General features: G+C 74.3%; 23 protein-coding genes and 1 pseudogene. 13 read left to right on the forward strand and 11 right to left on the reverse strand.

What is annotated here, in order from left to right:
* Nucleotides 1-12 precede the first annotated feature (12 nt).
* The 4 genes and pseudogenes from QSK52_RS01675 to QSK52_RS01690 all read left to right on the forward strand — a co-directional run bounded on the left by QSK52_RS01675 (nt 13) and on the right by QSK52_RS01690 (nt 5,502).
* Entirely contained in the window at nt 13-372 is a 360-nt protein-coding gene (locus QSK52_RS01675) for a DUF488 domain-containing protein (protein WP_285732642.1), read from the forward strand.
* 57 nt (nt 373-429) lie between these two features.
* A complete protein-coding gene (aspT, locus tag QSK52_RS01680) occupies nt 430-2,112 on the forward strand; it encodes an aspartate-alanine antiporter (RefSeq protein WP_285732644.1) in 1,683 nt (560 codons plus the stop codon).
* A 6-nt stretch (nt 2,113-2,118) separates the two neighbouring features.
* On the forward strand, nt 2,119-3,816 hold the full coding sequence (gene aspT / locus QSK52_RS01685) for an aspartate-alanine antiporter (RefSeq protein WP_285732646.1): 1,698 nt from the start codon (nt 2,119-2,121) through the stop codon (nt 3,814-3,816).
* Between the two features lie 32 nt (nt 3,817-3,848).
* Nucleotides 3,849-5,502: pseudogene (locus QSK52_RS01690) on the forward strand (bifunctional aspartate transaminase/aspartate 4-decarboxylase).
* A 64-nt stretch (nt 5,503-5,566) separates the two neighbouring features.
* On the opposite strand, the gene QSK52_RS01695 reads toward QSK52_RS01690, so the two are convergent.
* The 3 genes from QSK52_RS01695 to QSK52_RS01705 form a co-directional block, all read right to left on the reverse strand.
* Nucleotides 5,567-5,929 (reverse strand): hypothetical protein, encoded by a 363-nt coding sequence (locus QSK52_RS01695; RefSeq protein ID WP_285732648.1) that lies wholly within the window; start codon nt 5,927-5,929, stop codon nt 5,567-5,569.
* Nucleotides 5,930-6,049: 120 nt separating this feature from the next.
* Nucleotides 6,050-6,736 (reverse strand): response regulator, encoded by a 687-nt coding sequence (locus QSK52_RS01700; protein ID WP_285732650.1) that lies wholly within the window; start codon nt 6,734-6,736, stop codon nt 6,050-6,052.
* A complete protein-coding gene (locus QSK52_RS01705) occupies nt 6,727-7,842 on the reverse strand; it encodes a sensor histidine kinase (RefSeq protein ID WP_285732651.1) in 1,116 nt (371 codons plus the stop codon). The genes QSK52_RS01700 and QSK52_RS01705 overlap by 10 nt, the downstream gene beginning before the upstream one ends.
* Nucleotides 7,843-7,974: 132 nt before the next feature.
* Between QSK52_RS01705 and QSK52_RS01710 the strand changes: the two genes are divergently transcribed.
* On the forward strand, nt 7,975-9,237 hold the full coding sequence (locus tag QSK52_RS01710) for an alpha/beta fold hydrolase (RefSeq protein ID WP_285732653.1): 1,263 nt from the start codon (nt 7,975-7,977) through the stop codon (nt 9,235-9,237).
* Nucleotides 9,238-9,309: 72 nt separating this feature from the next.
* Complete coding sequence (locus QSK52_RS01715) at nt 9,310-10,173, forward strand: universal stress protein (protein WP_285732655.1); 864 nt, start codon at nt 9,310-9,312, stop codon at nt 10,171-10,173.
* Nucleotides 10,174-10,204: 31 nt separating this feature from the next.
* On the opposite strand, the gene QSK52_RS01720 is transcribed toward QSK52_RS01715, so the two are convergent.
* A complete protein-coding gene (locus QSK52_RS01720; RefSeq protein WP_285732657.1) occupies nt 10,205-10,816 on the reverse strand; it encodes a TetR/AcrR family transcriptional regulator in 612 nt (203 codons plus the stop codon).
* 158 nt (nt 10,817-10,974) lie between these two features.
* Between QSK52_RS01720 and QSK52_RS01725 the strand changes: the two genes are divergently transcribed.
* Entirely contained in the window at nt 10,975-11,739 is a 765-nt protein-coding gene (locus tag QSK52_RS01725; RefSeq protein ID WP_285732659.1) for an SDR family NAD(P)-dependent oxidoreductase, read from the forward strand.
* A 227-nt stretch (nt 11,740-11,966) separates the two neighbouring features.
* Complete coding sequence (locus tag QSK52_RS01730; protein ID WP_285732661.1) at nt 11,967-13,154, forward strand: alpha/beta hydrolase; 1,188 nt, start codon at nt 11,967-11,969, stop codon at nt 13,152-13,154.
* Between the two features lie 22 nt (nt 13,155-13,176).
* Here QSK52_RS01730 and QSK52_RS01735 read toward each other — a convergent pair whose 3' ends face one another.
* The 3 genes from QSK52_RS01735 to QSK52_RS01745 all read right to left on the reverse strand — a co-directional run bounded on the left by QSK52_RS01735 (nt 13,177) and on the right by QSK52_RS01745 (nt 14,574).
* The gene (locus tag QSK52_RS01735) at nt 13,177-13,641 is read right to left on the reverse strand and encodes a GNAT family N-acetyltransferase (RefSeq protein WP_285732663.1); all 465 of its coding nucleotides are present in this window, start codon (nt 13,639-13,641) and stop codon (nt 13,177-13,179) included.
* A 90-nt stretch (nt 13,642-13,731) separates the two neighbouring features.
* Nucleotides 13,732-14,061 carry a MoaF-related domain-containing protein gene (locus QSK52_RS01740; RefSeq protein ID WP_285732665.1) on the reverse strand — a complete coding sequence of 110 codons (330 nt, stop codon included), beginning with the start codon at nt 14,059-14,061 and terminating at the stop codon, nt 13,732-13,734.
* Between the two features lie 117 nt (nt 14,062-14,178).
* Nucleotides 14,179-14,574: a ribonuclease domain-containing protein gene (locus QSK52_RS01745; RefSeq protein WP_435053142.1), complete on the reverse strand. Its 396-nt coding sequence runs from the start codon at nt 14,572-14,574 to the stop codon at nt 14,179-14,181.
* Between the two features lie 500 nt (nt 14,575-15,074).
* Between QSK52_RS01745 and QSK52_RS01750 the strand changes: the two genes are divergently transcribed.
* Entirely contained in the window at nt 15,075-16,232 is a 1,158-nt protein-coding gene (locus QSK52_RS01750; protein ID WP_285732667.1) for a glycoside hydrolase family 16 protein, read from the forward strand.
* A 17-nt stretch (nt 16,233-16,249) separates the two neighbouring features.
* Here QSK52_RS01750 and QSK52_RS01755 read toward each other — a convergent pair whose 3' ends face one another.
* Nucleotides 16,250-16,699: a hypothetical protein gene (locus tag QSK52_RS01755; RefSeq protein WP_285732669.1), complete on the reverse strand. Its 450-nt coding sequence runs from the start codon at nt 16,697-16,699 to the stop codon at nt 16,250-16,252.
* Nucleotides 16,700-16,905: 206 nt separating this feature from the next.
* Between QSK52_RS01755 and QSK52_RS01760 the strand changes: the two genes are divergently transcribed.
* Nucleotides 16,906-18,213 carry an SUKH-4 family immunity protein gene (locus tag QSK52_RS01760; RefSeq protein WP_285732671.1) on the forward strand — a complete coding sequence of 436 codons (1,308 nt, stop codon included), beginning with the start codon at nt 16,906-16,908 and terminating at the stop codon, nt 18,211-18,213.
* 23 nt (nt 18,214-18,236) lie between these two features.
* Here the strand turns inward: QSK52_RS01760 and QSK52_RS01765 are convergent, their stop codons facing one another.
* Nucleotides 18,237-19,007 (reverse strand): IclR family transcriptional regulator, encoded by a 771-nt coding sequence (locus tag QSK52_RS01765; protein WP_285732673.1) that lies wholly within the window; start codon nt 19,005-19,007, stop codon nt 18,237-18,239.
* Nucleotides 19,008-19,132: 125 nt separating this feature from the next.
* Here QSK52_RS01765 and aceB point away from each other — a divergent pair, with 125 nt between their 5' ends.
* From aceB to QSK52_RS01780, 3 genes are all read left to right on the forward strand, one after another.
* Complete coding sequence (gene aceB, locus QSK52_RS01770; RefSeq protein ID WP_285732676.1) at nt 19,133-20,779, forward strand: malate synthase A; 1,647 nt, start codon at nt 19,133-19,135, stop codon at nt 20,777-20,779.
* 100 nt (nt 20,780-20,879) lie between these two features.
* Nucleotides 20,880-21,266, forward strand: coding sequence for an allophanate hydrolase-related protein (locus QSK52_RS01775; protein WP_285732678.1), 387 nt, complete (start codon nt 20,880-20,882; stop codon nt 21,264-21,266).
* A gap of 404 nt (nt 21,267-21,670) precedes the next feature.
* Nucleotides 21,671-23,272: a TROVE domain-containing protein gene (locus QSK52_RS01780; RefSeq protein ID WP_285732680.1), complete on the forward strand. Its 1,602-nt coding sequence runs from the start codon at nt 21,671-21,673 to the stop codon at nt 23,270-23,272.
* 121 nt (nt 23,273-23,393) lie between these two features.
* On the opposite strand, the gene QSK52_RS01785 is transcribed toward QSK52_RS01780, so the two are convergent.
* The gene (locus QSK52_RS01785) at nt 23,394-24,776 is read right to left on the reverse strand and encodes an 8-oxoguanine deaminase (protein ID WP_285732682.1); all 1,383 of its coding nucleotides are present in this window, start codon (nt 24,774-24,776) and stop codon (nt 23,394-23,396) included.
* Nucleotides 24,737-26,146, reverse strand: a complete 1,410-nt coding sequence (locus QSK52_RS01790) for a nucleobase:cation symporter-2 family protein (RefSeq protein WP_285732684.1) — start codon at nt 26,144-26,146, stop codon at nt 24,737-24,739. Before QSK52_RS01790 ends, QSK52_RS01785 begins: the two co-directional genes overlap by 40 nt.
* Nucleotides 26,147-26,305: the final 159 nt, after the last annotated feature.

The following is a 26,305-nucleotide window of genomic DNA, read 5'->3' on the forward strand; positions in this document are numbered from 1 at the left end:
ACGGTGGGGCCCGTGAGCGTACGGGTGGAGCGGGTGTACGAGGCGCCGGACGGCGGGGTGCGGGTGCTGGTGGACCGGTTGTGGCCGCGCGGGCTGCGCAAGGAGGACGCGCAACTGGACCGCTGGGCGAAGGCGGTGGCGCCGTCCACCGAGCTGCGCCGCTGGTTCCACGGGCCGCAGGGGGAGTACCGGGAGTTCGCCCGGCGCTACCGGGCGGAGCTGGAAGCGCCGGACGCGCAGCGGGAGTTGGACGGTCTGTGCGCGGCGGCCGGGAGCGGGGAGCTGGTGCTGCTGACGGCGGTGAAGGAGCCGGCGCGCAGCCACGCGGAGGTGCTGCTGGAAGTGGTGCGGGAACGCTGCGAGCAGAGATGATGATCATGACGGCGTGTTAAATCGGACATATGGCTGGAATTCGGCTCTAATACGGTCATGAGCCTCCTGCGTGAGAACGCCGTTCTCGCCCTCTTCTTCTGCCTGGGCCTGGGCTACCTGGTCGGAAAACTCCGCGTCGGACCGATCCAACTCGGCGGCATCTGCGGCGTCCTGATCGTCTCGATGCTGGTCGGCGCCCAGAACGTCTCGGTCAACGCCGACGTCAAGAACGTCGCGTTCGCCCTGTTCATCTTCTCCCTCGGCTACATCGCCGGCCCGCAGTTCTTCGCCAACATGAACGCCAAGGGCCTGCGCTTCGGCGTGCTGTCCGTCATGGAGGCGGTCGTCGTCGTCCTGATGGCGCTCGGCATCGCCGAGGCCTTCGACCTGGACGTCGGCACCGCCGCGGGCATCCTGGCCGGGGCCGCCACCGAGTCCGCCGCCGTCGGCACCGCGCAGGACGCGATTGCCAAGCTCCCCGGCATCACCGCCGACCAGACCACCCAGCTGCAGGCGCACGTCGCCACCGCCTACTCGGTCTGCTACCTGTTCGGCCTGATCAGCATCGTCCTGCTGACCAGCCAGCTGTTCCCGATGCTGATGCGGATCAGCCTGCCCGAGGCCTCCCGCAAGGTCTGGGAGAAGATGCGCGGCGAGGGCGGCGAACTGGAGCCCGGCGAGGCCCCCTCGCTGCCCGCCCTGGTCGGCCGCACCTACCTGGTCTCGCAGGGCGAGGGCACCCGGATCAGCCGGATCCAGGAACGCTCCGGCCAGCTCGTCACCGTCGAGGCCGTCCAGCGCGACGGCAAGAAGCTCGGCGTCGACGACGACCCGGTGCTGCGCCGCGGCGACCAGGTGCTGGTGGTCGGCCGCCGCGCCGCGGTGATCGACGCCGGGCACGAACTCGGCCCCGAGACCAGCGGCGTCCCCGGCCTGGACAGCCCGATGGCGGTCCGGCAGGTCGTGGTCACCAACAAGGAGGTCGCCGGACGCACCCTCAACTCCGTGCGCGACCGGGACCGCGACGTCACCGGCGGCGTGTTCCTCACCGACATCCAGCGCGTCGACCACCACCTGCCCGCCGTCGGCGAGACCGAGGTGCACCGCGGCGACACCCTCACCGTGGTCGGCGCCCGCTCCCGGGTCGAGCGGTTCGCGGGCAAGGTCGGCGCCACCGTCCGCTCCGACACCGCCGACTACATCTACATCTCGCTCGGCATCTGCCTCGGCGTCCTGCTCGGCAAGGTCAACGTCCACCTCGGCGAGGTCAACCTGACCCTCGGCACCGGCGGCGGCTGCCTGATCTCCGGCCTGGTCTTCGGCTGGCTCCGCTCGCTGCGCCCCACCTTCGGCGCCTACCCGCCCGCCGCCGCGCAGACCATGAAGGACCTCGGCCTGGCCATGTTCATCGCCGTCACCGGCATGGCCGCGGGCCCCGACGCCGGGCCGCTGCTCAAGCAGTACCCCGTCCTGCTGCCGGTCTCCGGCATCCTGATGGTGGTCGTCCCCGCCTTCCTCGGCCTGTTCGTCGGACGCCGCCTCCTCAAGATCGAACCGCCGATCCTGGTCGGCGCGATCGCCGGACAGCAGTGCTCCACCCCCGCGATCACCGCCGTCGGCAACGTCGCCCGCAGCAGCGTCCCGATGCTCGGTTACACCATCACCTACACCATCTCCAACTTCCTGCTGCCGCTGACCGGACCGCTGCTGGTCGGTCTGGTCGGCCTGAACGGAGGGTGACGCCGGATGGACTGGATCACCGACCACGTCTTCAAGCCCTACCCCGAGCTGCTGATCTTCCTGACCATCGCGATCGGCTTCCTCGTCGGCCGCCTGCACTGGAGGGCCATCGGCCTGGGCGCCGTCACCGGCTGCCTGATCGCCGGGCTGTTCACCGGCTGGCTCACCGACGTCGAGGTCAACGGCACCGTCAAGTCGGTGTTCTTCATCATGTTCCTGTTCGCCCTCGGCTACAAGGTCGGCCCGCAGTTCTTCCGCGGCCTCAAGAAGGACGGCCTGCCGCAGGTCGCGGTCACCCTCGCGGTCTGCGTCAGCGGCCTGGCGATCTGCTGGGGCTTCGCCGAGATGCTCGGCTACGGGCCCGGGCTGGGCGCCGGACTGCTCGGCGGCGCGCTCACCCAGTCCGCCGTCATCGGCGTCGCCCAGGACGCCATCGCCGGGCTCCCCGGCCTCAGCCAGGAGCAGGTCACCGCCCAGCAGAACCTCGTCCCGATCGGGTACGCCGTCACCTACCCGCTCGGCACCATCCTGTGCGCGATCCTGCTGGCCAACATCGCCCCCCGCTTCCTGCACAGCGACCTCGCCGCCGACTCCCGCGAACTGGCCGCCGAACTCGACGACCCCGCCGACGACCCCGATCTCGCCGAGGGCTACTACGAGGTCGTGCTGCGCGCCCACACCGCCGTCAACGGCCCGATCGGCTCCACCATCGAGCAGTTCGAACAGCGCCAGCAGGACGCCGGACGCCGGATCTACCTCACCCGGGTCCGCCGCGGCGGCAGGATCATCGACCACGACCAGCAGACCGTCATCGAACGCGGCGACGTGCTCGCCGTCAGCGCGCTGCGCCACGACCTGGTCGAGTTCGACCCGGTGGCCGGCATCGGCCCGGAGAGCGACGACGTCGAACTGCTCGGCTACCGGACCGAGCACCTGCACGTCGTCGCCTCCGAGAAGGCCCAGCTCGGCAAGACCATCGCGGACCTGCGCCGCGAACCGTTCATGGTCGGGGTGTTCGTCGACAAGGTCTACCGCTCCGGCGCCGAGTTCCCCTACCGGCTCACCACCCGGCTCGAACGCGGCGACACCCTGCTGCTCTCCGGCCCCGAGCGGCTGGTCGGCCCGGCCGCCCGGGCGATCGGCAAGCCCGTGCCCACCAGCTTCGCCACCGACATGACCTGGGTCGGCCTGGGCATCTTCCTCGGCGGCTGCATCGGCATCCCCGCGCTCACCCTCGGCGGCGTGCCGATCAGCCTCTCCACCTCCGGCGGCGCGCTGATCATGGGCCTGGTGTTCGGCTGGATCCGCGGCAAGTACCCGACCTACGGCAACGTGCCGCCCGGCGCCCAGTGGTTCATGGACACCCTCGGCCTGTGCGCCTTCGTCGCCATCGTCGGCATCAACGCCGGACCCAGCTTCACCAGCGGCCTCTCCCAGGCCGGTTGGGGCCTGCTGGTGTGGGGCGCCGTCGCCACCGTGGCCCCGCTGGTCGTCGGCCTGCTGGTCGGCCACTTCGTGTTCCGGATGCGCCCGCCGATCCTGATGGGCGTCGTCGCCGGGGCCCAGACCACCACCGCCGCGATCGGCGCGATCAACGAAGCCTCCCGCAGCCAGATCCCCACCCTCGGCTACACCATCCCGTACGCCGCGGGGAACGTCCTGCTGACCATCTGGGGCGCGATCATCGTCGCCCTGCTCGGCTGAACCGTCCGCCCTCCCCCCGAAAGAAGCGCACCATGAGCAAGCCGTCGATCAGCCGCGAGGAGATCCAGCGCCTCTCCCGGCTCAGCCCGTTCGAGCTCAAGGGCGAGTTCATCAGGCTCGCCGAGCACTACCAGGCCGACCGGCCCGGGCAGAAGGACAAGACCACCGTCCACATGCTCAACGCGGGCCGCGGCAACCCCAACTGGGTCTGCACCGGCCCCCGCGAGGCCATGCTCGCCCTCGGCCACTTCGCCCTCGCCGAGTCCCGCCGGGTCTGGACCGCCGACAACCTCGGCGGCATGCCCGAACAGCACGGCATCGCCGCCCGCTACGACCAGTTCGCCCGCTCCCACCCCGAACTGCCCGGCATCGACCTGCTCACCGCCTGCACCAGCCTCGCCGTCGACCGCTTCGACCTCGACCGCGACGCCTTCCTGCACGAACTCGCGGACGCCGCCATCGGCGACAACTACCCCGTCCCCGACCGGATGCTGACCTGCGCCGAGCAGATCGTCACCGGCTACCTGCAGGACGAACTCATGGACCGGCGGCCCCCCCGAGGGGCAGCTCGACCTGTTCGCCACCGAGGGCGGCACCGCCGCCATGTGCTACATCTTCGACTCCCTGCTGAAGAACGGCATCCTGCACAAGGGCGACAAGATCGCCCTGATGGTGCCGGTCTTCACCCCCTACATCGAGATCCCCGAACTCGACACCTACGAGTTCGACGTCGTCCAGGTCCAGGCCTCCTCCTTCGCCGAGGCGGGCGTGCGCGAATGGCGCTACCCCACCGAGGAGGTCGCCAAGCTCGCCGACCCCGCCGTCAAGCTCGTCTGCCTGGTCAACCCCAGCAACCCGCCCTCCCTCGCGCTCTCCCAGCGGGTCGCCGACCAGATCAAGTCCATCGTCGCCACCGACAACCCCGGCCTGATCATCGTCACCGACGACGTCTACGGCACCTTCGTCAACCACTTCCGCAGCATCGCCGCCGACCTGCCCCGCAACACCCTGCTCGTCTACTCCTACTCCAAGCACTACGGCTGCACCGGCCACCGCCTCGGCGTCATCGGCCTGCACCGCGACAACGTCATCGACGACGCCCTCGCCGCCCTCCCGCAGGCCGACAAGGACCGCCTCGCCAAGCGCTACGGCAGCCTCAGCCTCGACCCCGGCAGCATCCGCTTCATCGACCGCCTGGTCGCCGACTCCCGGCAGGTCGCCCTCAACCACACCGCCGGGCTCTCCCTGCCGCAGCAGGCCCAGCTCACCCTCTTCTCGCTCTTCGCGATGCTCCCCGAGGGCAAGGCGTACAAGGCCAAGGTGCAGGCCGTCGTCAAGCAGCGCCTCGACCTGCTGCTCGAAGGCTCCGGGATGAAGATCTCCGACGACCCGCAGCGGGCCGGCTACTACGTCGAACTCGACCTGCTCGCCGAGGCCGAACGCACCTCCGGGCCCGGGTTCGCGGCCTTCCTGCAGCAGAACTACGAACCCACCGAACCGCTCTTCCGCCTCGCCGAGCAGACCGGTGTCGTCCTGCTCAACGGCGGCGGCTTCGACGGCCCTCAGTGGTCCGTCCGGGTCTCGCTCGCCAACCTCGACGACCTCGACTACCTCAAGATCGGCCACCACCTGAAGACCATCTTCGACGACTACCGCGCCGAATGGCAGGCCGCCGGGAGCAGGTGACCCGCCCGCAGCACCGGTGCCCGCCCGGGGAGCGCCCCGGGCGGGCACCCGTGCGTCGCGGGGCTCAGCGCAGCAGGAGGACGGGGCGGGGCAGCAGCCAGCGGGCGAAGGCCAGGTGGAGCGCGGCCAGGGGCAGCGGGAAGGGGCCGAAGAGCAGCAGCAGGGGGAGCAGCGGCAGGACCAGGGCGGTGCCCGCGTACCAGCGCAGGCGGGGGGAGGAGCGCAGCGGGACCACCGGCGCGAGGAGGACCGGGAAGACGGCGCAGAACGCCAGGAACGGGAGGCAGCGCTGGACGGAGTCGGCCAGGGCGTGCCCGGTCAGGGCGGTGAACAGGACCGCGACGGCGGACCAGAACAGGACGGCGCCGAGCAGGTAGCGGGCGGCCAGCCGGACGTACCAGCGGCCGCCGCCCTCCGCCCTCGCCACGGTCGGTCGCCGAAGCGCCCCGCGGGCGGACACCGTACTCATCGCACACCCCCAGTCGGGCACCGGGCGGCCGCGGGGAGCCCCGGCCCGCCGGTTGTTCCCGGTGCCGTACCCGGCACGCTACTCCCCTCCGCCGCCGGGGCGCGCGGAGGGGCGGACCACGCCGTGGTCGAAGGCGAAGACCACCGCGTGGATGCGGTCGCGGACGCCCAACTTGTCCAGCACGCGCCGGACATGGGTCTTCACGGTGGCCTCGCCCAGGTGCAGGGCGGCGGCGATCTCCTGGTTCGAGCGGCCCCGCCCCAGGAGCCGGAGGACCTCGTGCTCGCGCGGGGTCAGCCGGTCCAGGGCGGCCTGCACGGCCGGGGAGGCGGGCGGGGGAGCGGAGCGGGCGAACTCGGCGAGCAGGCGGCGGGTCACCGAGGGCGAGAGCAGGGCCTCGCCGGACGCCACCGTCCTTATGCCGTCCAGTAGTCGCTCCGGCGGGGTGCGCTTCAGCAGGAACCCCGCCGCGCCCGCGCGGACCGCCGCGAAGACGTACGCGTCCACCTCGAAGGTGGTGAGCACCAGGACGCGCGAACCCGGGCAGCGGACGGCCAGTTCGGCGGTGGCCGCCACCCCGTCCAGGACCGGCATCCGGACGTCCATCAGGACCACGTCCGGCCTCGACAGGGCGGCCAGGCGCACCGCCTGCGCACCGTCGGCGGCCTCGCCGACCACCCGCAGGTCCGGCTGGGTGCCGAGCAGCATCCGCAGGCCGACCCGCATCAGGTCCTCGTCGTCCGCGAGGAGAACGGTCACGGCCAAGGGAGTTCGACCTCCACCCGCCAGCCCTCCGGCCCCGGACCGGCGGTCAGGCGGCCGCCCAGCGCCGCCGCCCGGCGGCGGGCCGAGGCCAGGCCGCGGCCGGAGGAGGGGAGCGAACGGACCTGCGCGGGGCGGCCGTTGTCGGTGACGGCGAGGCGCAGGGCGTGCCGGGTGCGGTGGAGCCGGACGGTGGCGGCGGTGGCCGTGGAGTGCTTCAGGGCGTTGGTCAGCGCCTCCCGGACCGCCTGGTGCAGCACCTCGGTGTGCGCGGCGGTCAGCTCCACCGCCGGGGACGGGAGTTCGAGGGCCACCGCGAGGTGCGGCGGCAGATCGGCGAGCAGCGCCCGCAGGGCGGGCTCCAGCGGCGTGGGCGGCGGGAGCGGCTCCAGCAGCCCCAGCACCCGGTCCAGGTCGCCCATCGCGCCGCGACCCACCCGCTCGATCCGCTCCAGCGTCTCGCGCAGCAGCGGCGGACCGTCCACCGCGCCCAGCCGCGCCGCCCCCGCGTGGGTCACCATCACCGTCACCGCGTGCCCCACCGCATCGTGCAACTCCCGTGCCATCCGCGCCCGTTCCTCCTCCAGCAGCCGCCGGGCCCGCTCCTCGGCCGCCACCCGGCGGGCCCGGTCACGCCGCCGCGCCGCCACGCCCACCGCCGCCGCGGCGGCGTGCAGCGCGCAGCAGAGCAGGGCACCGGGACGGCCGCAGAGGGCGACCAGGACGGCGAGCACCGGCGGGGCGGCCAGCACGGCGGCGACAGCCGGAGGCCGGGTGCGCAGCAGCACCACCAGCGGCAGCGCCGACGCCAGCGACAGGTTCGTCACCGGATCGCCCGCCGCCACCACCGCGACCGTCGCCCCCGCGCCCGCCCACAGCGCCGCCACCGGCACCAGCCGCCGCAGCAGCAGCGCCCCGAACCACACCGCCACCGCGGCCCGCGACACCGCCGAGCCCGCCAGCAGCGAGGCCGTGTAGCCCGAACCGCCCACCGCGATCCCGGCCGACGCCCACGCCACCACCCCGTCCAGGGCGACCCACCAGCCCCGCGCCACCCGCCCGTCCGCCCGCCACCAGCTCACCCCGCCCGCGCCAAGCCACCAGCTCACCCCGCCCACGCTAGGCCGCCGGGCCACCGGGCCGCGTCAGCCCGGGAGTTGACGCCGCCTCCACCCCCGGGAGGAGCGGGACGAGCGGGCGGAGGGACGACCGGCGGGGGTGCGGCGGGCCACGGTGGCGGCATGAAGAAGAAGACACTGCCGGCGGTGCTGCTGGTGCCGGTCGGACTGATCGGCGGGACGGTCGGGGCCGGAGTCGGCCTGCTGGCGGCGGGGGCGCTCGCGCCCGTGCCGTGGGTGATGCTCGGCGGGGCGCTGCTGGGCCTCGCCACCGGCGGCGGACCGCCGCTGTGGGGCGCGGCCCGGCTCGGCGGTTGGCCGGCCTGGACCCCGGCCGTGCTGGGCGCGCTGCTGGCCGCCGGGCTCGGCGCGGCCGTCCTGCCGCCCGGCGAGCGGGCCGTGCCCGGGACGGCCGCCGCGTACTGGGACCTGCCCACCGGCTCCCGCCTCGCCTACCGCCTCACCCCCGCGCGCGGACCCGCCCGCGACACCCCCGTCATCCGGCTGCACGGCGGCCCGGGCACCCCCGGCGAGGCCGAGGACGGACTCGACGCGGAACTCGCCGCCGCCGGCTACCCCGTCTACGCCTACGACCAGTTGGGGTCCGGCGACTCCCCGCGCCCGGCCGGCCTGGACGGCTACACCGTGCAACGGCAGGTCGACGACCTGGAGGCGGTCCGGCAGCGGATCGGCGCCGAGCGGGTCGTCCTGATCGGCGCCTCCTGGGGCGGCACCCTCGCCGCCGAGTACCTCGCGGCGCACCCCGGGCACGTCGCCCGGGTGGTCCTCGTCTCGCCCGGCGCCCTCTGGGCCCCCGCCTACATCGACGAACAGGCCGGACAGCTCTGGGACCGCCTCACCGACGCACAGCGCCGCCGGATCGGGCGGATCGGCGCCACCCCCCGCGCCACCCTCTGGTCGCTGCTCGCCGCCGTCGACCCCGCCCAGGCCCGCGCCCTGCTCCCCGACGCCGAGGCCGACGCGCTCTTCCGGCAGCTGCTCGCCGTCTCCGGCTCCGCCGCGACCTGCACCCCCGGCACCGGCGACCTGCCGCTCAGGACGCCCGGCTACTACGCGAACCAGTTGATCGCCGACGACCTGCGCCGCCGCCCCGACCCCCGGCCGGTCCTGCGCACCGTGCACGTCCCGGCGCTGGTGCTGCGCGGCGAGTGCGACTACAAGCACTGGCCGGTCACCCGCGAGTACCGCGACACCCTGCCGGACGCCCGGCTGCTGTACGTCCCCGGCGCGGGCCACGCGATCGCCGTCGACCGCCCGCGCGAGTACCGGGCGGCGGTGCTGGCCTTCCTCACCGACGCGCCGCTGCCGCGGGCGCCGTACGAAGGGGCGGAGGACCCGGCCGGGACGGGCGCGGGACGGTCCTGACTGTCCGGGCGGGGCCGGGCGGCGCATGCTGGAAGGGAGCGACCGGGGTGCGCCCGGTCCGAGGAGCGCGCCATGGAGATCAGGGCAGCCAACGGAGTGGTGGCGGGGATCGACGGCTCGGCGCCCGCGGCCGAGGCCGCGGAGTGGGCCGCGCGGGAGGCCGAGTCGCGGGGGACGGGCCTGCACCTCGTGCACGCCGTCAACACCGGGACGGTGACGCTCTCGCCGCGCACCGGCGCCACCGTCACCGACCTGATCCTGCGGGAGGCCGCGGAACTCCTGGACGCCGTGCAGAGCACGCTGGAGGCCGCCCACCCCGGGCTGCGGATCACCGGGGACGTGGTGCCGCGCGACGCCGCGGAGGCGGTGCTCACCGCCTCCGAGCACGCCTCGCTCGCCGTCCTCGGGACGCGCGGCCACGGCGGCTTCGCCTCCCTGCTGCTGGGCTCGGTCAGCCTGAAGGTCGCCGCGCACGCCGCCTGCCCGGTCGCGGTGGTCCGCGGCACCGAGCACCCCCGCGGGCCGGTGCTGGTCGCCGTCCACGACGAACGCGACGCCGCCGCCCTGCGCTTCGGCTGCGAGACCGCCGCCCGCCGGGGCCTGGCGGTGCGCGCCGTGCACACCTGGTCGCCGGTGGTGGCCGACGTGGGGCGGATGGCGCCGATGGTCGACGAGCTCGGCGAGGAGGCCCAGCTGCACGAGCAACTGCTGCGCCGCACCTGCGACCCGGTGCGCGAGGAGTACCCGGCGGTGGAGGTGGAGAGCCACCAGCTGACCGGCGGCAGCGCCGCCACCGTGGTCGAAGCCTCCCGCACCGCCGCCCTGGTGGTGCTCTCCCGGCACGAGCCCGCGCCGCGCTTCGGCCTGCGGCTGGCGACGCCCGTGCACGCCGTCCTGCACCACGCGCACTGCCCGGTGGCGGTCGTTCCGGTGTGAACCGCTGTGCTGCGCAGCCGGTCGACGGGCGTCAGCCGGAGGTGAGGAACGGGCCGACCAGGCGGCGGAAGGCGGTCTCGGCGAGCACGGCGGCGTCGGCCGGGGGCGTGTCGGCAGCGGCCCAGGTCTCCACGGCCACCCGCATCGCGGTGTTCGCGGCGGCCGCCAGCAGGCGGGCGTCCAGGCCCTCGGGCTCCAGCCCGGCGAGGCGGGCCAGCACCGGGCGCAGCGCGGCCTCGGCGTCGTGGTGGACGCGGTGCCAGACGTCGCGCAGCGCCGGGTCGTCCGGCATGGCGCGCAGCAGGCCGCGGGTCCAGGCCAGGGACTCGGCGGGGTGGCCCGGGGCGGGGGCGAGGGAGGCGCGGGCGGAGCCGAGCAGGGCGGCGAGCAGCGGGGTGCCGGGGTCGGCGGCGGCCAGGAGGGCCACCCACCGGCGGGAGCCCTCGGCGAGCAGCGGGGCGACCGCGTCCTCCTTGGTGCGGAAGTACCGGTAGAAGGTGCGCAGCGAGACGCCCGAGGTGCGGGCGACGTCCTCGGCGGTGGTGCCCTCGGCGCCGTGCTCGGCGAACAGGCGGGCCGCGGCGAGGGCGATCTCCTGCTGGGTGGCGGCCTTGCGGCGCTCGGTGAGGGAGGGCGCGGGCATCTGTGGTCCCCCGGTGCGTGCGGGCGGCTGTCGTCCCCAGCCTAGCGGGGAACGTCACAGAGTGCGGCTATGGCACGTCGTGCCATTCAGGCGTAACGTGCAGGAGCCGGGCCGATCCGCCCGGCCCGCACCACCAGCACCGCAGGGAGACCCCCGTCATGAAGCGTTTCGAAGACCGCCGCGTCCTGGTCACCGGCGCCGGATCCGGCATCGGCCGGGCCACCGTCCACCGCATCCTGGCCGAGGGCGGCACCGTCGTCGCCGCCGACGTCGTCGCCGCGGGACTCGACGCCACCCGCGCGCAGGCCGAGGCCGACGGCACCGCGGACCGCCTGAGCACCGTCGTCGTCGACATCTCCGACGAGGAGTCCGTCCGGGCCGGCATCGGCGGCGCGATCGCCGGGCTCGGCGGTCTGGACGTGCTGGTCAACGCCGCGGGCATCCTGCGCTCCGCGCACACCGAGCGGACCACCCTGGAGTTCTGGAACCGCATGCTGGCGGTCAACCTCACCGGCACCTTCCTGGTCACCCGCGAGGCGCTGCCCGCGCTGCTCGCCACCGGCCGCGGCGTGGTGGTCAACTTCTCCTCCACCTCCGCCTCCTTCGCCCACCCCTACATGGCCGCGTACGCCGCGACCAAGGGCGGCATCCAGTCCTTCACCCACGCCATCGCCGCCGAGTACGCCGGGCGGGGCCTGCGCGCCGTCAGCGTCGCGCCCGGCTCGATCGCCTCCGGGATGACCGCCGACCCCGGCCTGCCCGAGGACGCCGACACGTCCTGGTTCGCCAAGCTCCGGCCCGCCCTCGGCCAGGGCTTCGCCGGCCCCGAGACGGTGGCCGGCGTGATCGCCATGCTGGCCTCCGACGACGGGGCGTTCGTCACCGGCACCGAGATCCGGATCGACGGCGGCACCCACGCCTGACGCCCCGGCCGACCGGCCGACCGGGCGGCCGCGGGCCGGGGCGGCGGGCGGAACCGCGGGGGCGGGTCCGGGCGTCGCTCCCGCGGCGGGCATACTGCTTGCCGCACGTGCGCCAGGCACGTCGTACGCACCGCCACGGCCGTGCCGAGCCCGTCCTTCCTCCCTCCGGCTCGCGGACGCGCGCCGCGGGCGGAGGACCGCAACGGAAGGCACGGGGACCACGGGGCATGGGGCTGACCAGCACGACACTGCTGCTGTTCACGATCGAGGTCGCGGTGGCGGCACTGGGAGCCACCGTCTGGTGGTGGCCCGCCCTCGCCCGGCGGCACTGGCGGGCGGTGCTGGGACGGATCGGCATGCTGCTCGGCAGCCAGCTCGCGCTGCTGGCCGTGATCGGCCTGCTGGCGAACAACTACTTCTCGTTCTACAGCAGTTGGAACGACCTGCTGGGCACCGGCCCGGACGCCCCGGTCGCCGTCCGGGCCGCCGCCGCGCCCGCGCCCGCCCCCGGCCCGTCGACCTCCGCCGCCGCCACCCCCGGCACCGAGCCCGACCCGCCGAACCTCCCCGTCCTGCCCGCCCGGGAGACCGGCCGCGAACCCGTCAACACCGCGGGGCCGCGCGACCCGCAGCGGGTCGGCGAGATCCGCGCCGTCACGATCCCCGGCGCCCGCACCGGCCTGAGCACCGACGGCTACGTCTACCTGCCCCCGCAGTACTTCCAGCTCGGCAACGAGCAGCGCAGGTTCCCCGCGATCATCGCCATGACCGGCTTCCCCGGCGACGCCAAGGCCCTGATCACCCGCTTCAACTACCCCGGCGTCGCCCTCGACGAGATCCGGGCCGGACGGATGCGGCCCACCGTCCTCGTGCTGATGCGGCCCTCGCCCGCGATGCCCGCCGACCCCGAGTGCGAGGACGTGCCCGGCGGGACGCAGGCCGGCACCTACTTCGCCAAGGACGTCCCGCGCGCGATCGCCGCCACCTACCGGGTCGCCACCGGCCCCGGCGGCTGGGGCGTCATGGGCAACTCCACCGGCGGCTACTGCGCCGCCAAGCTCGCCATGCGGCACCCCGAGGTCTTCGCGGGCGGCGTCTCCATCTCCGGCTACCTCAAGGCCGCCGAGGACGTCACCACCGGCGACCTGTTCAAGGGCAGCCAGCAGCGCCGCGACGAGGCCGACCTGCTGTGGCGCCTGCGCAACCTGCCCGCGCCCGCCACCGGCGTCATGCTCAGCGGCGCCGAGAAGGGCGACGGCGACTTCCGCGCCGAGGCCGACGCCTTCACCGCCGCCGCGAAACCGCCGCTGACCGTCGCCGTGGCCTCCGTCCCGGAGGGCGGCCACAACTACACGACCTGGATCAAACTGCTCCCGGCCGGGTTCCAGTTCCTGTCGCAGCGCCTGACCGCGTAGCCCGGCGACGGCGCCCGCGGTCTCAGCCCAGCTCCAGAGCACCCACCGTCTGGCCCCCGCTGGTCTCTCCGGTCGGGCGGAAACCGAGGGCCAGGTAGAAACCCGCCGGGCCGTCCGCGCCGGGATGCCAGGTGGTGGTCAGGCGCGTGCCCCCTCGGCGCCGGATCTCGTCGGCCACGGACCGCACCGCGAAGCGCCCGTAGCCCCGGCCCTGCTTCCCGTCGGCGATGTTGAGACGCCAGAGTCCGGAGCGGAAGTCGGTGCCCTCGCCGGTCCAGTCGATGTCGAAGAACGCCATGAGGAAGCCGACGGCTTCGGCGCCGTCGCAGACGAGCCGGGGCCACGCGACGCCGGGGTGGACGTACGCCTCGGCGAGCGACTTCACCACGGGCGCCACCAGGTGCTCCTGGTCGGGGGCGACGCGCAGCTCGACGGCGCGTTCGAAGTTGTCGGGGGTGATCTCTTGCAGGTGCAGCGAAGTCGGCATGTCCGCACTCTAGTGACCTGCCGGGACCCGGCCGCGGGCTCGACGACCTCGCGGGCGGCGCCGGGGGGCGCCCGCGAGGTTCGCGTCCGGCTACCGGGCGGGGGTGAGGGTGCCGGTGTGCAGTTCGCCGACCCGGCCGGTCTCGCCCTCCCACGTCCAGAACACCTTGACCGTCAGGGCGTCGAGGTCCATCACGTGGCTGACGGTGATGCCGCTGCGCTCCGTCCAGGAGACGAACCAGACGTTCGGGGCGACCGCCGCCACGTGCAGCGGGACGTCCTCGTACTGTCCGGCCGACTCGCCCAGGCCCTCCCAGCGCAGCCGGGTGCCGTCCGCGGAGTAGGAGTTGCGGAAGGAAGCGCCGTTGTCGACCTCGAAGAGGTAGGTGCGGCCGGCGAAGCCCGGCAGGGGGGCGTTCATGGGGGTCATCGGTCCTTCGGGCGGATCGGTTCGGCGGAGCGGGTACGACCGGGTCGGCCGCACCCGCCCCAAACCTATCGGACCGCGGCCCCCGCCGGGGCCCCGATCCGGGGCGGGTCAGCAGCCGAAGTTGACCCGGTAGAACGTCGCGTAGTGGTCGGAGGTGTAGTAGTCCTCGTGGTAGACCTTGCCGGTGACGATCCGCCGGGCGCCGCGGGTCGAACTGCCCGGGGTGATCACCGTGTACTCGTGGTAGTAGCCGGACGCCTGCGCGGGCAGGACGCCCTCCCGGTTCTGGAACACCACGCCGTCCTGCGAGTACGGGAACGGCCCGCCCGCGTCGATCAGCCGGATGGTGTCGCGGCCCTGGCTGGGCAGCGCCGTGTAGCAGATGTTCCCGCTGACCGCGGCCTGCGCCTCGCCGGCGGCCACGACGGACGGGGCGAGGGCCAGCAGGCCGAGGGCGGCGACCGAGACGGCACGGATCTTCAACGCGCGTAGAGTCATTCGCATGCCAGCAGTCTGACGCCCCGTCCGCTCCGGCGGAACCCTTGACGCGAACACTTCACCAGTGGGCCACCGGCGGGCCACCGGCGTGCCACCGCGCCGCTCCGTCCAGGACGCGGTCGAGCGGCGGACGGCCACGGCGGGGGTGCTGAACGCCGGGCCGGGATCCGGGCGCGGCGTGGTGTGAGAGTGCTCTCAGCCAGGGCGGGAGCCTTGGAGACAAAGCGACAATCTGCCTAGCCTGCGGATGCGCCCCGGACGGGGCGCATCCGCCGTCGGGACGCCGAATCCTGCCCGGTCGACGGCGTTCCCACAGCACACCACGGGCGGGAGCGGGGGACCCACGGCAGTACGCCGTGCCCGGCCACCGCCCCTGCCCGGCGGTGGGGACCGGGCGCGGCTCGGGGTGAAGCCGCGCGCGTGCGTGCGGCCGGGCGCGTGCGGTGACCTCCGCGGCGGACCGAACCCGACAGCTCACCTCGCAGGCGTCGCGGAGGACCCACCCCATGCGACCCACGCCCCTCACCCGTACCGCCCCCGCCCGGCTCGGCGTCCTGGCCGGTGCCGCCGCCCTGGTCGGCGTCCCGCTCGCCGCCGGGCCCGCCGCGGCCTACACCACCGGCACCGTCAGCGTCGTCCAGGACCGGCTCGCCCCGACCGGGATGACCGCCGGCACTGCGAGCACCGCCTCGCTCACCCTGCACGCGAGCCGCTGCTTCACCGCGAAGACCGTCGGCGTCGGCGTCCGCGACGCGGCCGGGACCAACCTGGACTTCCCCGGCAGCGCGAGCAACGTCCGGATCTGCCCCGGCGGCGCCACCGTCACCACCGGCGCCCGCACCCTGCCGGCCGGGAGCTACACCCAGTTCGGGTTCTGGCAGGACACCGCGGGCGGCTGGCACAACCTGCCCGCGCGGACGCTCACCGTGGCCGACGCCGCGCCGAGCACCCCGGCCGCCCCCGCCGTGCCCGCCCCCGCCCAGGGCAAGGCGCTGACCTGGGCGGAGGAGTTCTCCGGGCCGATCGCCTGGGGCAGCAAGTGGACCGGCGACCGCAGCAGCGCGTACCGCTACGGCAACCACAACCCCGACGACAACAAGCTGGACTGGCTGGCCCCGTCCGCCGTCACCGTCTCCGGCGGCGTCGCCACCTTCACCGCCACCCCGTCCGCGCACACCCTGGAGAACGGCAAGCAGGCCTGGGACACCGGGCTGCTCACCACCGAGTACAGCCAGGACGGCTTCCAGGTCCGCACCGGCGACTACATCGAGGCCCGGGTGGAACTGCCCTCCGGCACCGGCGCCTGGCCCGCGCTGTGGACCTGGAAGGACGGCAACAACGAGATCGACAGCTTCGAGTACCACCCCGACAACCCGAACCTGCTGGAGCTCTCCAACCGGATCCGCTCCGGCCTGAACTACCACACCGACGCGAACGCGATCGCCCCCGACCGCTGGGTCACCGTCGGCACGTACTACGGCGCCGACTCGGTCGACTGGTACGTCAACGGCACGAAGGTGTTCTCCGACGGGACGGGCGTCGGCGCGAACTGGTCGGCCTACCCCATCCTCAACCTGTCGCTCAGCGCCGGGCAGTACCACCCGGCGGCGAGCGGCAGCGCGCCGATCGCGTTCAGCGCCGACTACCTGCGGGTCTACCGGTGACGGGGCGCTGAGCGCGGTCAGGAGACGGTGAGCACGAACGGCGTCCGGTCGTTCGCCGGGTCGTGGTCGTCCGCGCTCACCACCCGCACCTGCCCCAGGGTCCTCAGGCCGTGCGGCAGGTGCGCGTCGGCCCGCACCGGGACCAGGGCCGTGGCCGAGCGCAGCGGCGGCAGGCCGGCCGGGAAGGTGCAGCTGACGGTCCGGCCGGCCGCGGTGCAGGAGGACGGGAAGTAGGGGCCCTCCGGGCTGAAGCCCGGGGGGAGGTCGATCACCACGGTGAAGGGCGAAGCGGCCGCCTGCGGGCCGCGGTTGGCCACGAAGGCGTGCACCGTGGTCGTCCCGCCCGGGGCCACCGGGTCCGGGTCGAGGCGCACCACCTCGAGGTCCGAGTCCGACGGCGCGGCGGCCGCGCCCAGGGCGCCCAGCGCGAGCGCGGGGGCGGCGAGCAGGGAGAGGAGACGGTGCACGGGTGTCCTCCTGCGGAGCGTGGGGTTGCGGGTACTCAGCGTAGTCGCAGCCCCCGGTGACCGGGCCGGAGCACGCCGCGCCGCCCGGTCCCGCGGTGTCGGACCCGACCGCTCCGACCACGGCGGGCCCGTCCGCCCCGCCCGGGGCCCGGCGCCGGGCCGCGGCCGGGGGAGGGGGCGTCGGGAGGTGCCGGTAGCGTGGGCGGATGGGGTCTGCACGGGGCGGGGCGGGGCGGAAGTCGTGGACGGCTGAACTGCCGGAGGCGGCACGGGAGTTCCTGGCCGGGGGCGGGGTCGCCTGGGAGCCGGTGAACGAGGGGGCGGTGCGGACCTTCGCGCGCTACGTGCGGGAGTTCGCGGGGGAGCAGGAGGAGGTCGTGCTCGCCGGGCTGCGGGTCGTGACCGGCCTGGGGGAGCACTTCCGGGGGCCGGAGTACGAGGCGCTGGCCGCCGCGTACCGGGAGGCGGCCGAGGGGCGGCTCGCCGAGGTCGTGCGCAGCGCCCGGGCGTGCGCGGACCGGCTGGACGTCGCGGCCGAGGTGATCGCGGTCGCGCAGAGCGAGGCGGTCGAGGAGCTGACGGCGCTGGCCGCCGACCGCACCCGGTCGGCGCCCGCGCGCCTGGCCGCCGCGCGCCGGTGCATCGCGCGCCTGGAAGGGCACTTGGGGCAGTACGTGGAGGAGCAGGTCAACGAGGGGGCGATCGGGCAGCTGCTGGTGGTCGTCGAGCGGGCCTCCCGGACGCCGGAGGAGCCGGGGGAGGGGGAGCTGCGCGCCGCGTACGGCGGGCGGAGGGGCGGCGGCAGGAACGAGCTGGTGCCGGACGAAGTGCTGCGCGGCGCACGGGAGTTGCAGCGGATCCAGGAGCGGCTGCCGTTGCTGGCGGAAGCCTTCCTGGCCCGGCTCGCGACCGTCGACTTCGAGGCCCCGGCCGGGCCGGACGACGGGCTGCTCCACGAGTTCCTGATCGACCGGGGGACGGCGGTGGCGGTGTTCGGCGCCGAGCGGATGGTCACCCTGGACGTGCGGGGGCCGGACGGGGTCGGCCACCGGCCGACCCGGGTCTTCCTGCGGGAGGTGGGGCTGCCCGAGGACACGGTGTTCCTCGAACTGACCGAGGAGTTCTGCGGCGGCGAGGCGGAGACCGGGGACGCGTTCCGGGGACCGCACGCGCGGCCGTCCGACGCGGCGCACTGGGTGCACCTCGGCGGGTTCGACGAGGACACCTTCCACCTCGACACCGCCACCGGCGGGGTGTACTGCGTCCCGGAGGAGGCCGCCCCGCACCTGGTCGCGAGCAGCCTGGACCGCTTCGTGCTGGCCCTGGCCGCGCTGGAGGCGGAGCGCCCGTTCTACGACCCCGACCGGCAGCGCTTCGAGCACCTCGACCCGGACGGCGTGCAGGAGCGCTTCCTCGCCCTGCTGCGCCGCACCGACCCCGGTGTGCCGACGGGCCCCGGCTCGCACTGGGCGCGCGTCCTGGAGCACGTGCGCGCGGCGCTGGACTGCTACTGACGGCGGTCGGCCGTCGTCGAACGTCAGAGCACCTCGCCGAGGCGGGCGGCGATGGCCTGCATGAGGGGGACGAGTCCGGCGGTGCCGGACTGGGCTTCGAGGGCCTGGATGCGGGCCTCCGGGCCGGAGACGGAGAGCGCGGTGGGGGTGGGGGCGCCGGGGACGGCGACGGCGATGCAGCGGACGCCGATCTCCTGCTCCTGGTCGTCGACGACGTAGCCGAGCTCGCGGGCGGTGGCGAGCTGGCCGAGCAGTGCGCCGGGGTCGGTGACGGTGTGCGGGGTGTGGGCCTGGAGCGGGCCGGGGCCGAGCAGGGCGCGGGCCTCGTCCTCGGGGAGCTGGGCGAGCAGGGCCTTGCCGACGCCGGTGCAGTGCGGCTGGACGCGGCGGCCGACCTCGGTGAACATCCGCATCGAGCGGCGGGACTGCACCTGTCCGACGTAGACCACCTCGCCGCCCTCCAGGACGGCCAGGTTGGCGGTCTCGCCGGTGGCCTCCATGAGTTCGGCCAGGTAGGGGCGGGCCCAGGAGCCGAGCAGGCGCCCGGCGGTCTCGCCGAGGCGGATCAGGCGCGGGCCGAGGGTGTAGCGGCGGGCGGTGTCCTGGCGGACGTAGCCCTGGGCGACCAGGGTGCGGACCAGGCGGTGGATGGTCGGCATCGGCAGGCCGGAGGTGGCGGAGAGCTCGCTGAGGGTGGCGACGCCGCCGGAGTCGGCGAGCGCCTCGAGGAGCTGGAAGGCGCGCTCGACGGACTGCACCGATCCGGTGGTGCGTTCGGTGGAGGTGCTGGCCACGAGCGTTCCCTTCAATGTCCGGGGAGGAGTAGAGTCCACGCGATCATCAACAAACCGTTGAAATTCTGTATCGCGGAAACTAGTCTCCACTGTACAGAACGGAACAGCCCAAGGAGAGTCCTGCCATGGCCGCCGCAGATCAGGGTCCGTCCCCCGCCGTCCCCGGTGTCTCGGTCGTCGGTCCGCCGGTGCCGCGCGCCGAGGAGGTGCTGACCCCGCAGGCGCTGGCGTTCGTCGCGGACCTGCACCGCACGTTCGAGGGCCGCCGGCAGGAGCTGCTGGCCGCCCGCCGCGAGCGCCGCGCCGAGATCGCCCGCACCGGGACGCTGGACTTCCTGCCGCACACCGCCGACATCCGCGCCGGCGACTGGAAGGTCGCCCCCGCGCCGCGCGCCCTCACCGACCGCCGCGTGGAGATCACCGGCCCCACCGACCGCAAGATGGTCGTCAACGCGCTCAACTCCGGCGCCCGGGTCTGGCTCGCCGACTTCGAGGACGCCACCGCCCCGACCTGGGAGAACGTCGTCTCCGGGCAGGTCAACCTGATCGACGCCTTCGAGGGCCGGATCGACTTCACCAGCCCGCAGGGCAAGGCGTACGCCCTCAAGCCCGCCGCCGAACTCGCCACCGTCGTGGTCCGCCCCCGCGGCTGGCACCTGGACGAGCGGCACCTCACCGTCGACGGCACCCCGGTGGCCGGCGCCCTCGTCGACTTCGGCCTCTACTTCTTCCACAACGCCGCCCGGCTGATCGCCAAGGGTGAGCAGGACCCGAACTCCGGCCCGTACTTCTACCTCCCCAAGACCGAGAGCCACCTGGAGGCCCGGCTCTGGAACGAGGTCTTCACCCGCGCCCAGGCCGCCCTCGGCATCCCGCACGGCACGATCCGCGCCACCGTGCTGATCGAGACCATCACCGCCGCCTTCGAGATGGACGAGATCCTCTACGAACTGCGCGACCACGCCGCCGGGTTGAACGCGGGCCGGTGGGACTACCTGTTCTCGATCGTGAAGAACTTCCGGGACGGCGGCGAGCGCTACGTCCTGCCCGACCGCAACACCGTCACCATGGCCTCCCCGTTCATGGCCGCCTACACCCGCCTGCTCGTGCAGACCTGCCACCGGCGCGGCGCGCACGCCATCGGCGGCATGGCCGCGTTCATCCCCTCCCGCAAGGACCCCGAGGTCAACGCCGCCGCCCTGGTCAAGGTCCGGGCCGACAAGGAGCGCGAGGCCGCCGGCGGCTTCGACGGCTCCTGGGTCGCCCACCCCGACCTGGTGCCGGTCGCCCGGGAGTGCTTCGACGCGGTGCTCGGCGAGCGCCCCCACCAGAAGGACAACCCCGGCTCGCCCGAGCGGGTCACCCCCGCCGAACTGCTCGACGTCGCCGGGGCGGGCGGCAGCTGCACGCACACCGGGCTGCACAACGCCGTCCAGGTCGGCGTCCGCTACATCGAGGCCTGGCTGCGCGGGCTCGGCGCCGTCGGCATCTTCCACATGATGGAGGACGCCGCCACCGCCGAGATCTCCCGCTCCCAGATCTGGCAGTGGATCCACAACGGCGTCGTCCTCGCCGACACCGGCGAGAAGACCACCGCCGAACTGGTCCGCCGCCTGGTCGCCGAGGAACTCGCTTCGCTGCGCGCCGAGTCGGGCGAGCAGGCGTACGCCGCCGGGCGCTGGGCGGAGGCCGCCGCGCTGTTCGAGCAGGTCGCCCTCGCCGAGGACTTCCCCGACTTCCTCACCCTCCCGGCGCTCGCCCTGATCGACTGAGCGGACCGGTCGACCGGGCGAACGCCCCACGCGCTCCGCCCCGTACCGCAGGCACCCTCACACCGGCCGCGGTACGGGGCGGTCCCACGAAAGGAGCACCATGGCACGCATCTTCTTCAACGGCCAGGCGATGACCGGCGGCCCGTTCCACGCCAAGGTCCACGGCCACCTGGTCGGCCCGGCCCGCACCGCTCCCGGCTACCGCTTCTTCTCCATCCGCGACGAGTGCCCCGCCCTGCTCGCCGACCCGAGCGTCGACACCGCCGTCGAGGGCGAGCTGTACGACCTCCCGCTGGAGCACCTCCGGGACGCCGTCCTGCCCGGCGAACCGCCCGAACTGGAGCTCGGCGTCATCGAGTTGGCCGACGGCACCCCCTCGCTGTCGATGGTGCTGGCCCGCGGCCAGCTGGAACGCGGCGTCCACCGCGAGATCACCGAACACGGCGGCTGGCGCGCCTACCTGGCGACCCTCGGCCGCGAGGCCTGAACGGGCCGCCGGGCGGCGGAAAAAAACAGGTGCGGGCAGGGGGCCCGTCCGGGCTAGGGTGAGCCTCGTCCGGGCCCGCCGACCGCGAGCCCCGGACGCGCAACTCCACACAGACTGCCACCTCCCGGTGCGCAGGCGCCGGTTACTTCCTCCAACGAAACCACCGGCACCGCTTCGGATCTCGGGAGGCCACCGCGCCGGGGCGTCCGGTGCGCAGGCGGGGGATACTTCCGGATTCGGCGGTTCCAGGTTCGAATCCTGGTCGCCCGTGCCCGCACGGGCGGTAGCTCAACCGGACAGAGCACCGAACTTGTCACCTCCGCCGAGGCGGGCCGCCCAGGCCCGCACGATCTCGGACGCCCCGGTCCGGCATGCCTCCCCGCAGGACGCAGGAGGACCTCCCCATGGCCCGCTTCAACTTCCGCCGCTCCGCCGCCAAGGCCACCCCGGCCGCCGACGGCCCGACCTCGCCCGTGACCACCACCGGGCGGACCGCCCCCAACCACCACGGCGGAACGGGCCACCTGCGCGACGAGAAGTCCGAACTCTTCCTGCTCGCCGTCGCCAACCTGGTCGGCCAGGACACCTTCTACGAACGCGGCGGTGCCCGCGACGACCGCTACACCGCACTCGTCCGCCACCTCGCCGTCCGCGACCCCGAGTGGACCCTCGGCCTGCTGCGCTGGCTGCGCCACGGCGCCGCGATGCGCACCGCCTCGCTGGTCGGCGCCGCCGAGTTCACCCGCGCCCGGCTCGACGCCGGGCTGCCCGGCCACTCCCGCCAGGTCGTCGACGCGGTGCTGCAGCGCCCCGACGAGCCCGGCGAACTGCTCGCCTACTGGACCTCCCGCTACGGCCGCGCCCTGCCCAAGCCGCTCAAGCGCGGCGTCGCCGACGCCGTCGCCCGGCTCTACGACGCCCGTGCCCTGCTCAAGTACGACACCGCGAGCAAGGGCTACCGCTTCGGCGACGTCCTGGAGCTGACCCACCCCGCCCCGCACCGCGACAAGCCGTGGCAGGGCGAGCTGTTCCGCTACGCGCTGGACCGCCGCCACCGCCCCGACGAGGCGCTCCCGCCCGCCGGGAACGCCGTGCTGGCCGCCCACCGCGAACTGACGGCGCTGCCCGTCGCCGAGCGCCGCGCCCTGGTCACCGGCCCCGACGGGGCCGAACGCCTGGCCGCCGCCGGAATGACCTGGGAGGCCCTGGCCGGCTGGCTGCAGGGCCCGCTGGACGCCGCCGTCTGGGAGGCCGTCATCCCCTCCATGGGCCCGATGGCGCTGGTGCGCAACCTGCGCAACTTCGACCGGGCCGAGGTCTCGGACGAGGTGGCCGCGGCCGTCGCCCGCCGGATCTCCGACCGGGGCGAGGTCAGGCGCTCGCGCCAGTTCCCGTTCCGCTACCTCGCCGCGCACCGCAACGTCCCCTCGCTGCGCTGGGGCCACGCCCTGGAACAGGCCCTGCGGCACTCGCTGGAGAACGTGCCGGAACTGCCCGGACGCACCCTCGTCCTGGTCGACCGCTCCGGCTCGATGTTCGACCGGCCCGGGGCGCAGACCGAACTCAACCGGGCCGACACCGCAGCCGTCTTCGGCACCGCCGTCGCGCTGCGCTCCGCCGGCGCCGACCTGGTCGAATTCGGCACCACCAGCCGGAAGATCGACCTCCGGCGGGGGGACTCCCTGCTCAAGACGGTCGACCGCTTCGGCAACCTCGGCGGCACCAGCACCGCCGAAGCCGTCCGCGCCCACTACCGGGGCCACGACCGGGTGATCGTCGTCACCGACGAACAGACCTACGGCGGCCTCCGGCACGACCCGCTGGAGACCGTCCCCGCCCACGTCCCCTGCTACACCTGGAACCTGGCGGGCTACCGCACCGGCCACGCCCCCTCCGGCACCGGCAACCGCCACACCTTCGGCGGCCTCACCGACGCCGCCTTCCGCCTCGTCCCGCTCCTGGAGGCCGGGCGGGACGCCGCCTGGCCGTGGGAGCAGCAGGACTGAGCGGACGGCGGGGCCGGCGGACGACGGGGTCGGCCCCGGACCCCTCGCCGGGGGTCCGGGGCCGTGGGCCGGGGGTCCGCCGTCGTCCCTGGCGGCGGACCCCCGGGGTTCGGGGGCGGGGTCAGCCGCGGGAGGCGAGGTCGCGGGCGGCGCGGGCGGCGGCGAGGGCGATGCGGTCCTCGTCGACGGTGGTGAGGCGGCCGTTCTCGACGACCGCGTTGCCGTTGACGAACAGGGCGGCCAGCGGGGGGAGGGCGCCCAGGACGAGGGCGGCGACCGGGTCGGCGATCGAGGAGTGCAGGACGCCGTCGACCTTCCAGAGCGCGAGGTCGGCGAGCTTGCCCGGCTCGATCGAGCCGATCTCGTCCTGGCGGCCCAGGACGCGGGCGCCGCCCATGGTGCCCAGCCGCAGCGCCTGGCGCACCGTCAGGGCGTCGGGGCGGCCGTGCAGGCGGTTGATCAGCAGCGCGTTGCGCAGTTCGGTGCCCAGCTCGCCGGACTCGTTGGAGGCGGTGCCGTCCACGCCGAGGCCGACCGGCACGCCCGCCCTCAGCATGTCGGGGACGCGGGCGATCCCGGCCGCGAGGCGGGCGTTGGAGGACGGGCAGTGCGCGACGCCGGTGCCGGTCTCGGCGAACTTGGCGATGTCGGAGTCGTTCATGTGGACGCAGTGCGCCATCCAGACGTCCTCGCCGAGCCAGCCCGTCGACTCGAAGTAGTCGGTGGGGCCCATCCCGAACAGCTGCTTGCAGAACTCCTCCTCCTCGGCGGTCTCCGAGCCGTGGGTGTGCAGCCGCACGCCCTTGCGGCGGGCCAACTCGGCAGACTGCCGCATCAGTTCGGTGGAGACCGAGAACGGGGAGCAGGGCGCGACGGCGACCTGCAGCATCGAGCCGAACGAGGGGTCGTGCCACTTGTCGACGGCGCTCTCGGACGCGGCGAGGATCTCGTCGGTGTCCTCGACCGCGTGGTCCGGCGGCAGACCGCCGTCCTTCTTGCCGCGGTCCATCGAGCCGCGCAGCGCGGTGAACCGCAGGCCCAGCTCCTGCACGCCCGCCACCGAGGCGCCGAGCACGTCGCCGCCGCCGCGCGGGAAGACGTAGTGGTGGTCGGAGGCGGTGGTGCAGCCCGACTTGAGCAGCGCCGCGGCGGAGCCCTGGGTGGCGGCGTGCACCAGGTCCTCGTCGATGCGTGCCCAGGTCGGGTAGAGCGCCACCAGCCAGTCGAACAGGATGTCGTCCTGGGCCAGTCCGCGGGTGATCCACTGGTAGAAGTGGTGGTGGGTGTTGACCAGGCCGGGGGTGAGCAGGTGCCCCTCGCCGTTGATCCGCCGCGCCACGTTGTCCAGCCAGGCGGGCGCGGGCCCGTCGCCGACCGACTCGACGGTGTTGCCGAGCAGCACCACGTGGCCGCGGGCGTACTCGGTGTCGTGGGCGTCGACGGTGGCGATCGCGACGTTCTCGATCACGATCCGCCGGTCGGCGGCTGGGGGCTGGACTGCCATGGGGGAACTCCTTGGAGGGAACGGCCGGCGGAGCCGACGTGGTGGAACAGCAGGTTGAGCAGCACCGCGGCCAGGCAGCCGGCCGAGATGCCGGAGTGCATCAGGGTGCGGACGGCCTCCGGGAACCCGTCGTAGAAGGACGGTACGGCGATCGGGACGATCCCCACCCCGAGCGACACCGACACCAGGATGGTGTGCGAGGTGGACTCCATCCCGGCCTCCGCGAGGGTGCGGATGCCGGACGCCGCGACCGTGCCGAACAGCACGATCCCCGCGCCGCCCAGCACCGGCTGCGGCACCAGCGACACCAGCGAGCCGAGCACCGGGAACAGGCCCAGCAGCACCAGGATGCCGCCGCCCGCCGCGACCACGTACCGGCTGCGCACCTTGGTGAGCGCCACCAGTCCGATGTTCTGGGCGAACGCGCTGCACGCGAAGCCGTTGAACACCGGGCTGACCGCGGTGGCCAGGCCGTCGGCGCGCAGGCCCGCGGCCAGGGTCGGCTCGTCGGCCTCGCGGTCGACGATCCGGCCCAGCGCCAGCATGTCGGCGGTGGACTCGGTCATCGAGACCACCATGACGATGCACATCGACGCGATCGCCGCGGCGTCGAACTGCGGCCCGCCGAAGTGGAACGGCGAGGGCAGCGCGAACACCCGGGCGTCGCCGACCGCGGAGAAGTCGGCCAGGCCGAGCGGGAAGGCCGCGACGGTGCCGACGGCCAGGCCGATCAGCAGCGACATCTGCTGCCAGAAGCCGCGCAGCAGCCGGTTGCCCAGCACCACGGCGGCCAGCGTGAACGCGGCCAGGCCCACCGCCTTCGCGGAGCCGTAGCCGGGCGCGCCCGGCGAGCCGCCGCGCGCCCAGTTGACCGCGACCGGCAGCAGGGACACCCCGATGAGGGTGATCACGGTGCCCTGCACGACCGGCGGGAAGAACCTGACCAGCCGGCAGAAGTACGGCGCCGCGAGGAGGCACAGGACCCCCGCGACGATCACCGCCCCGAAGACCACCGGGAGGGCGTCCTTCGGGCCGTGCTCCTTGGCTATCGCCAGCATCGGGGCGACACCGGCGAACGAGACGCCGTTGACGAACGGGAGCCGGGCCCCGATCCGCCAGACGCCGAGGGTCTGCAGCAGGGTGGCCAGGCCCGCGGTGAACAGGCTGGCCGAGATGAGCAGGGCGAGTTCGCCGGGGCTCAGCCCGACGCCCGCGCCCACGATCAGGGGTGGGGCGACCACGCCGGCGTACATCGCGGCGACGTGCTGCAGCCCGGTGCCGAACAGCTTCGGCGGGGAGAGCACCTCGTCGACCGGGTGGGTGGTGGGAGTGGAACCGTCGTCAGTGGTGGGGGTGGTGCGGAGTGCCATGGAAGAGCCCCTTTGCTGTCCCTGGCTCTCGGCGCGACCCGGGCGCTGGAGAGGGTGGTGGTTCCGGCCGGAGGGCGGGACGACGGTGCAAGGGTCCCTCCGGCCTGCTCTCCGGCTCCCGGGACCGCCGCCGTGAGGGCGGGCGCGGTCTCCGAACGG

The organism is Kitasatospora phosalacinea (assembly GCF_030268885.1).
Taxonomy (GTDB): domain Bacteria; phylum Actinomycetota; class Actinomycetes; order Streptomycetales; family Streptomycetaceae; genus Kitasatospora; species Kitasatospora phosalacinea_C.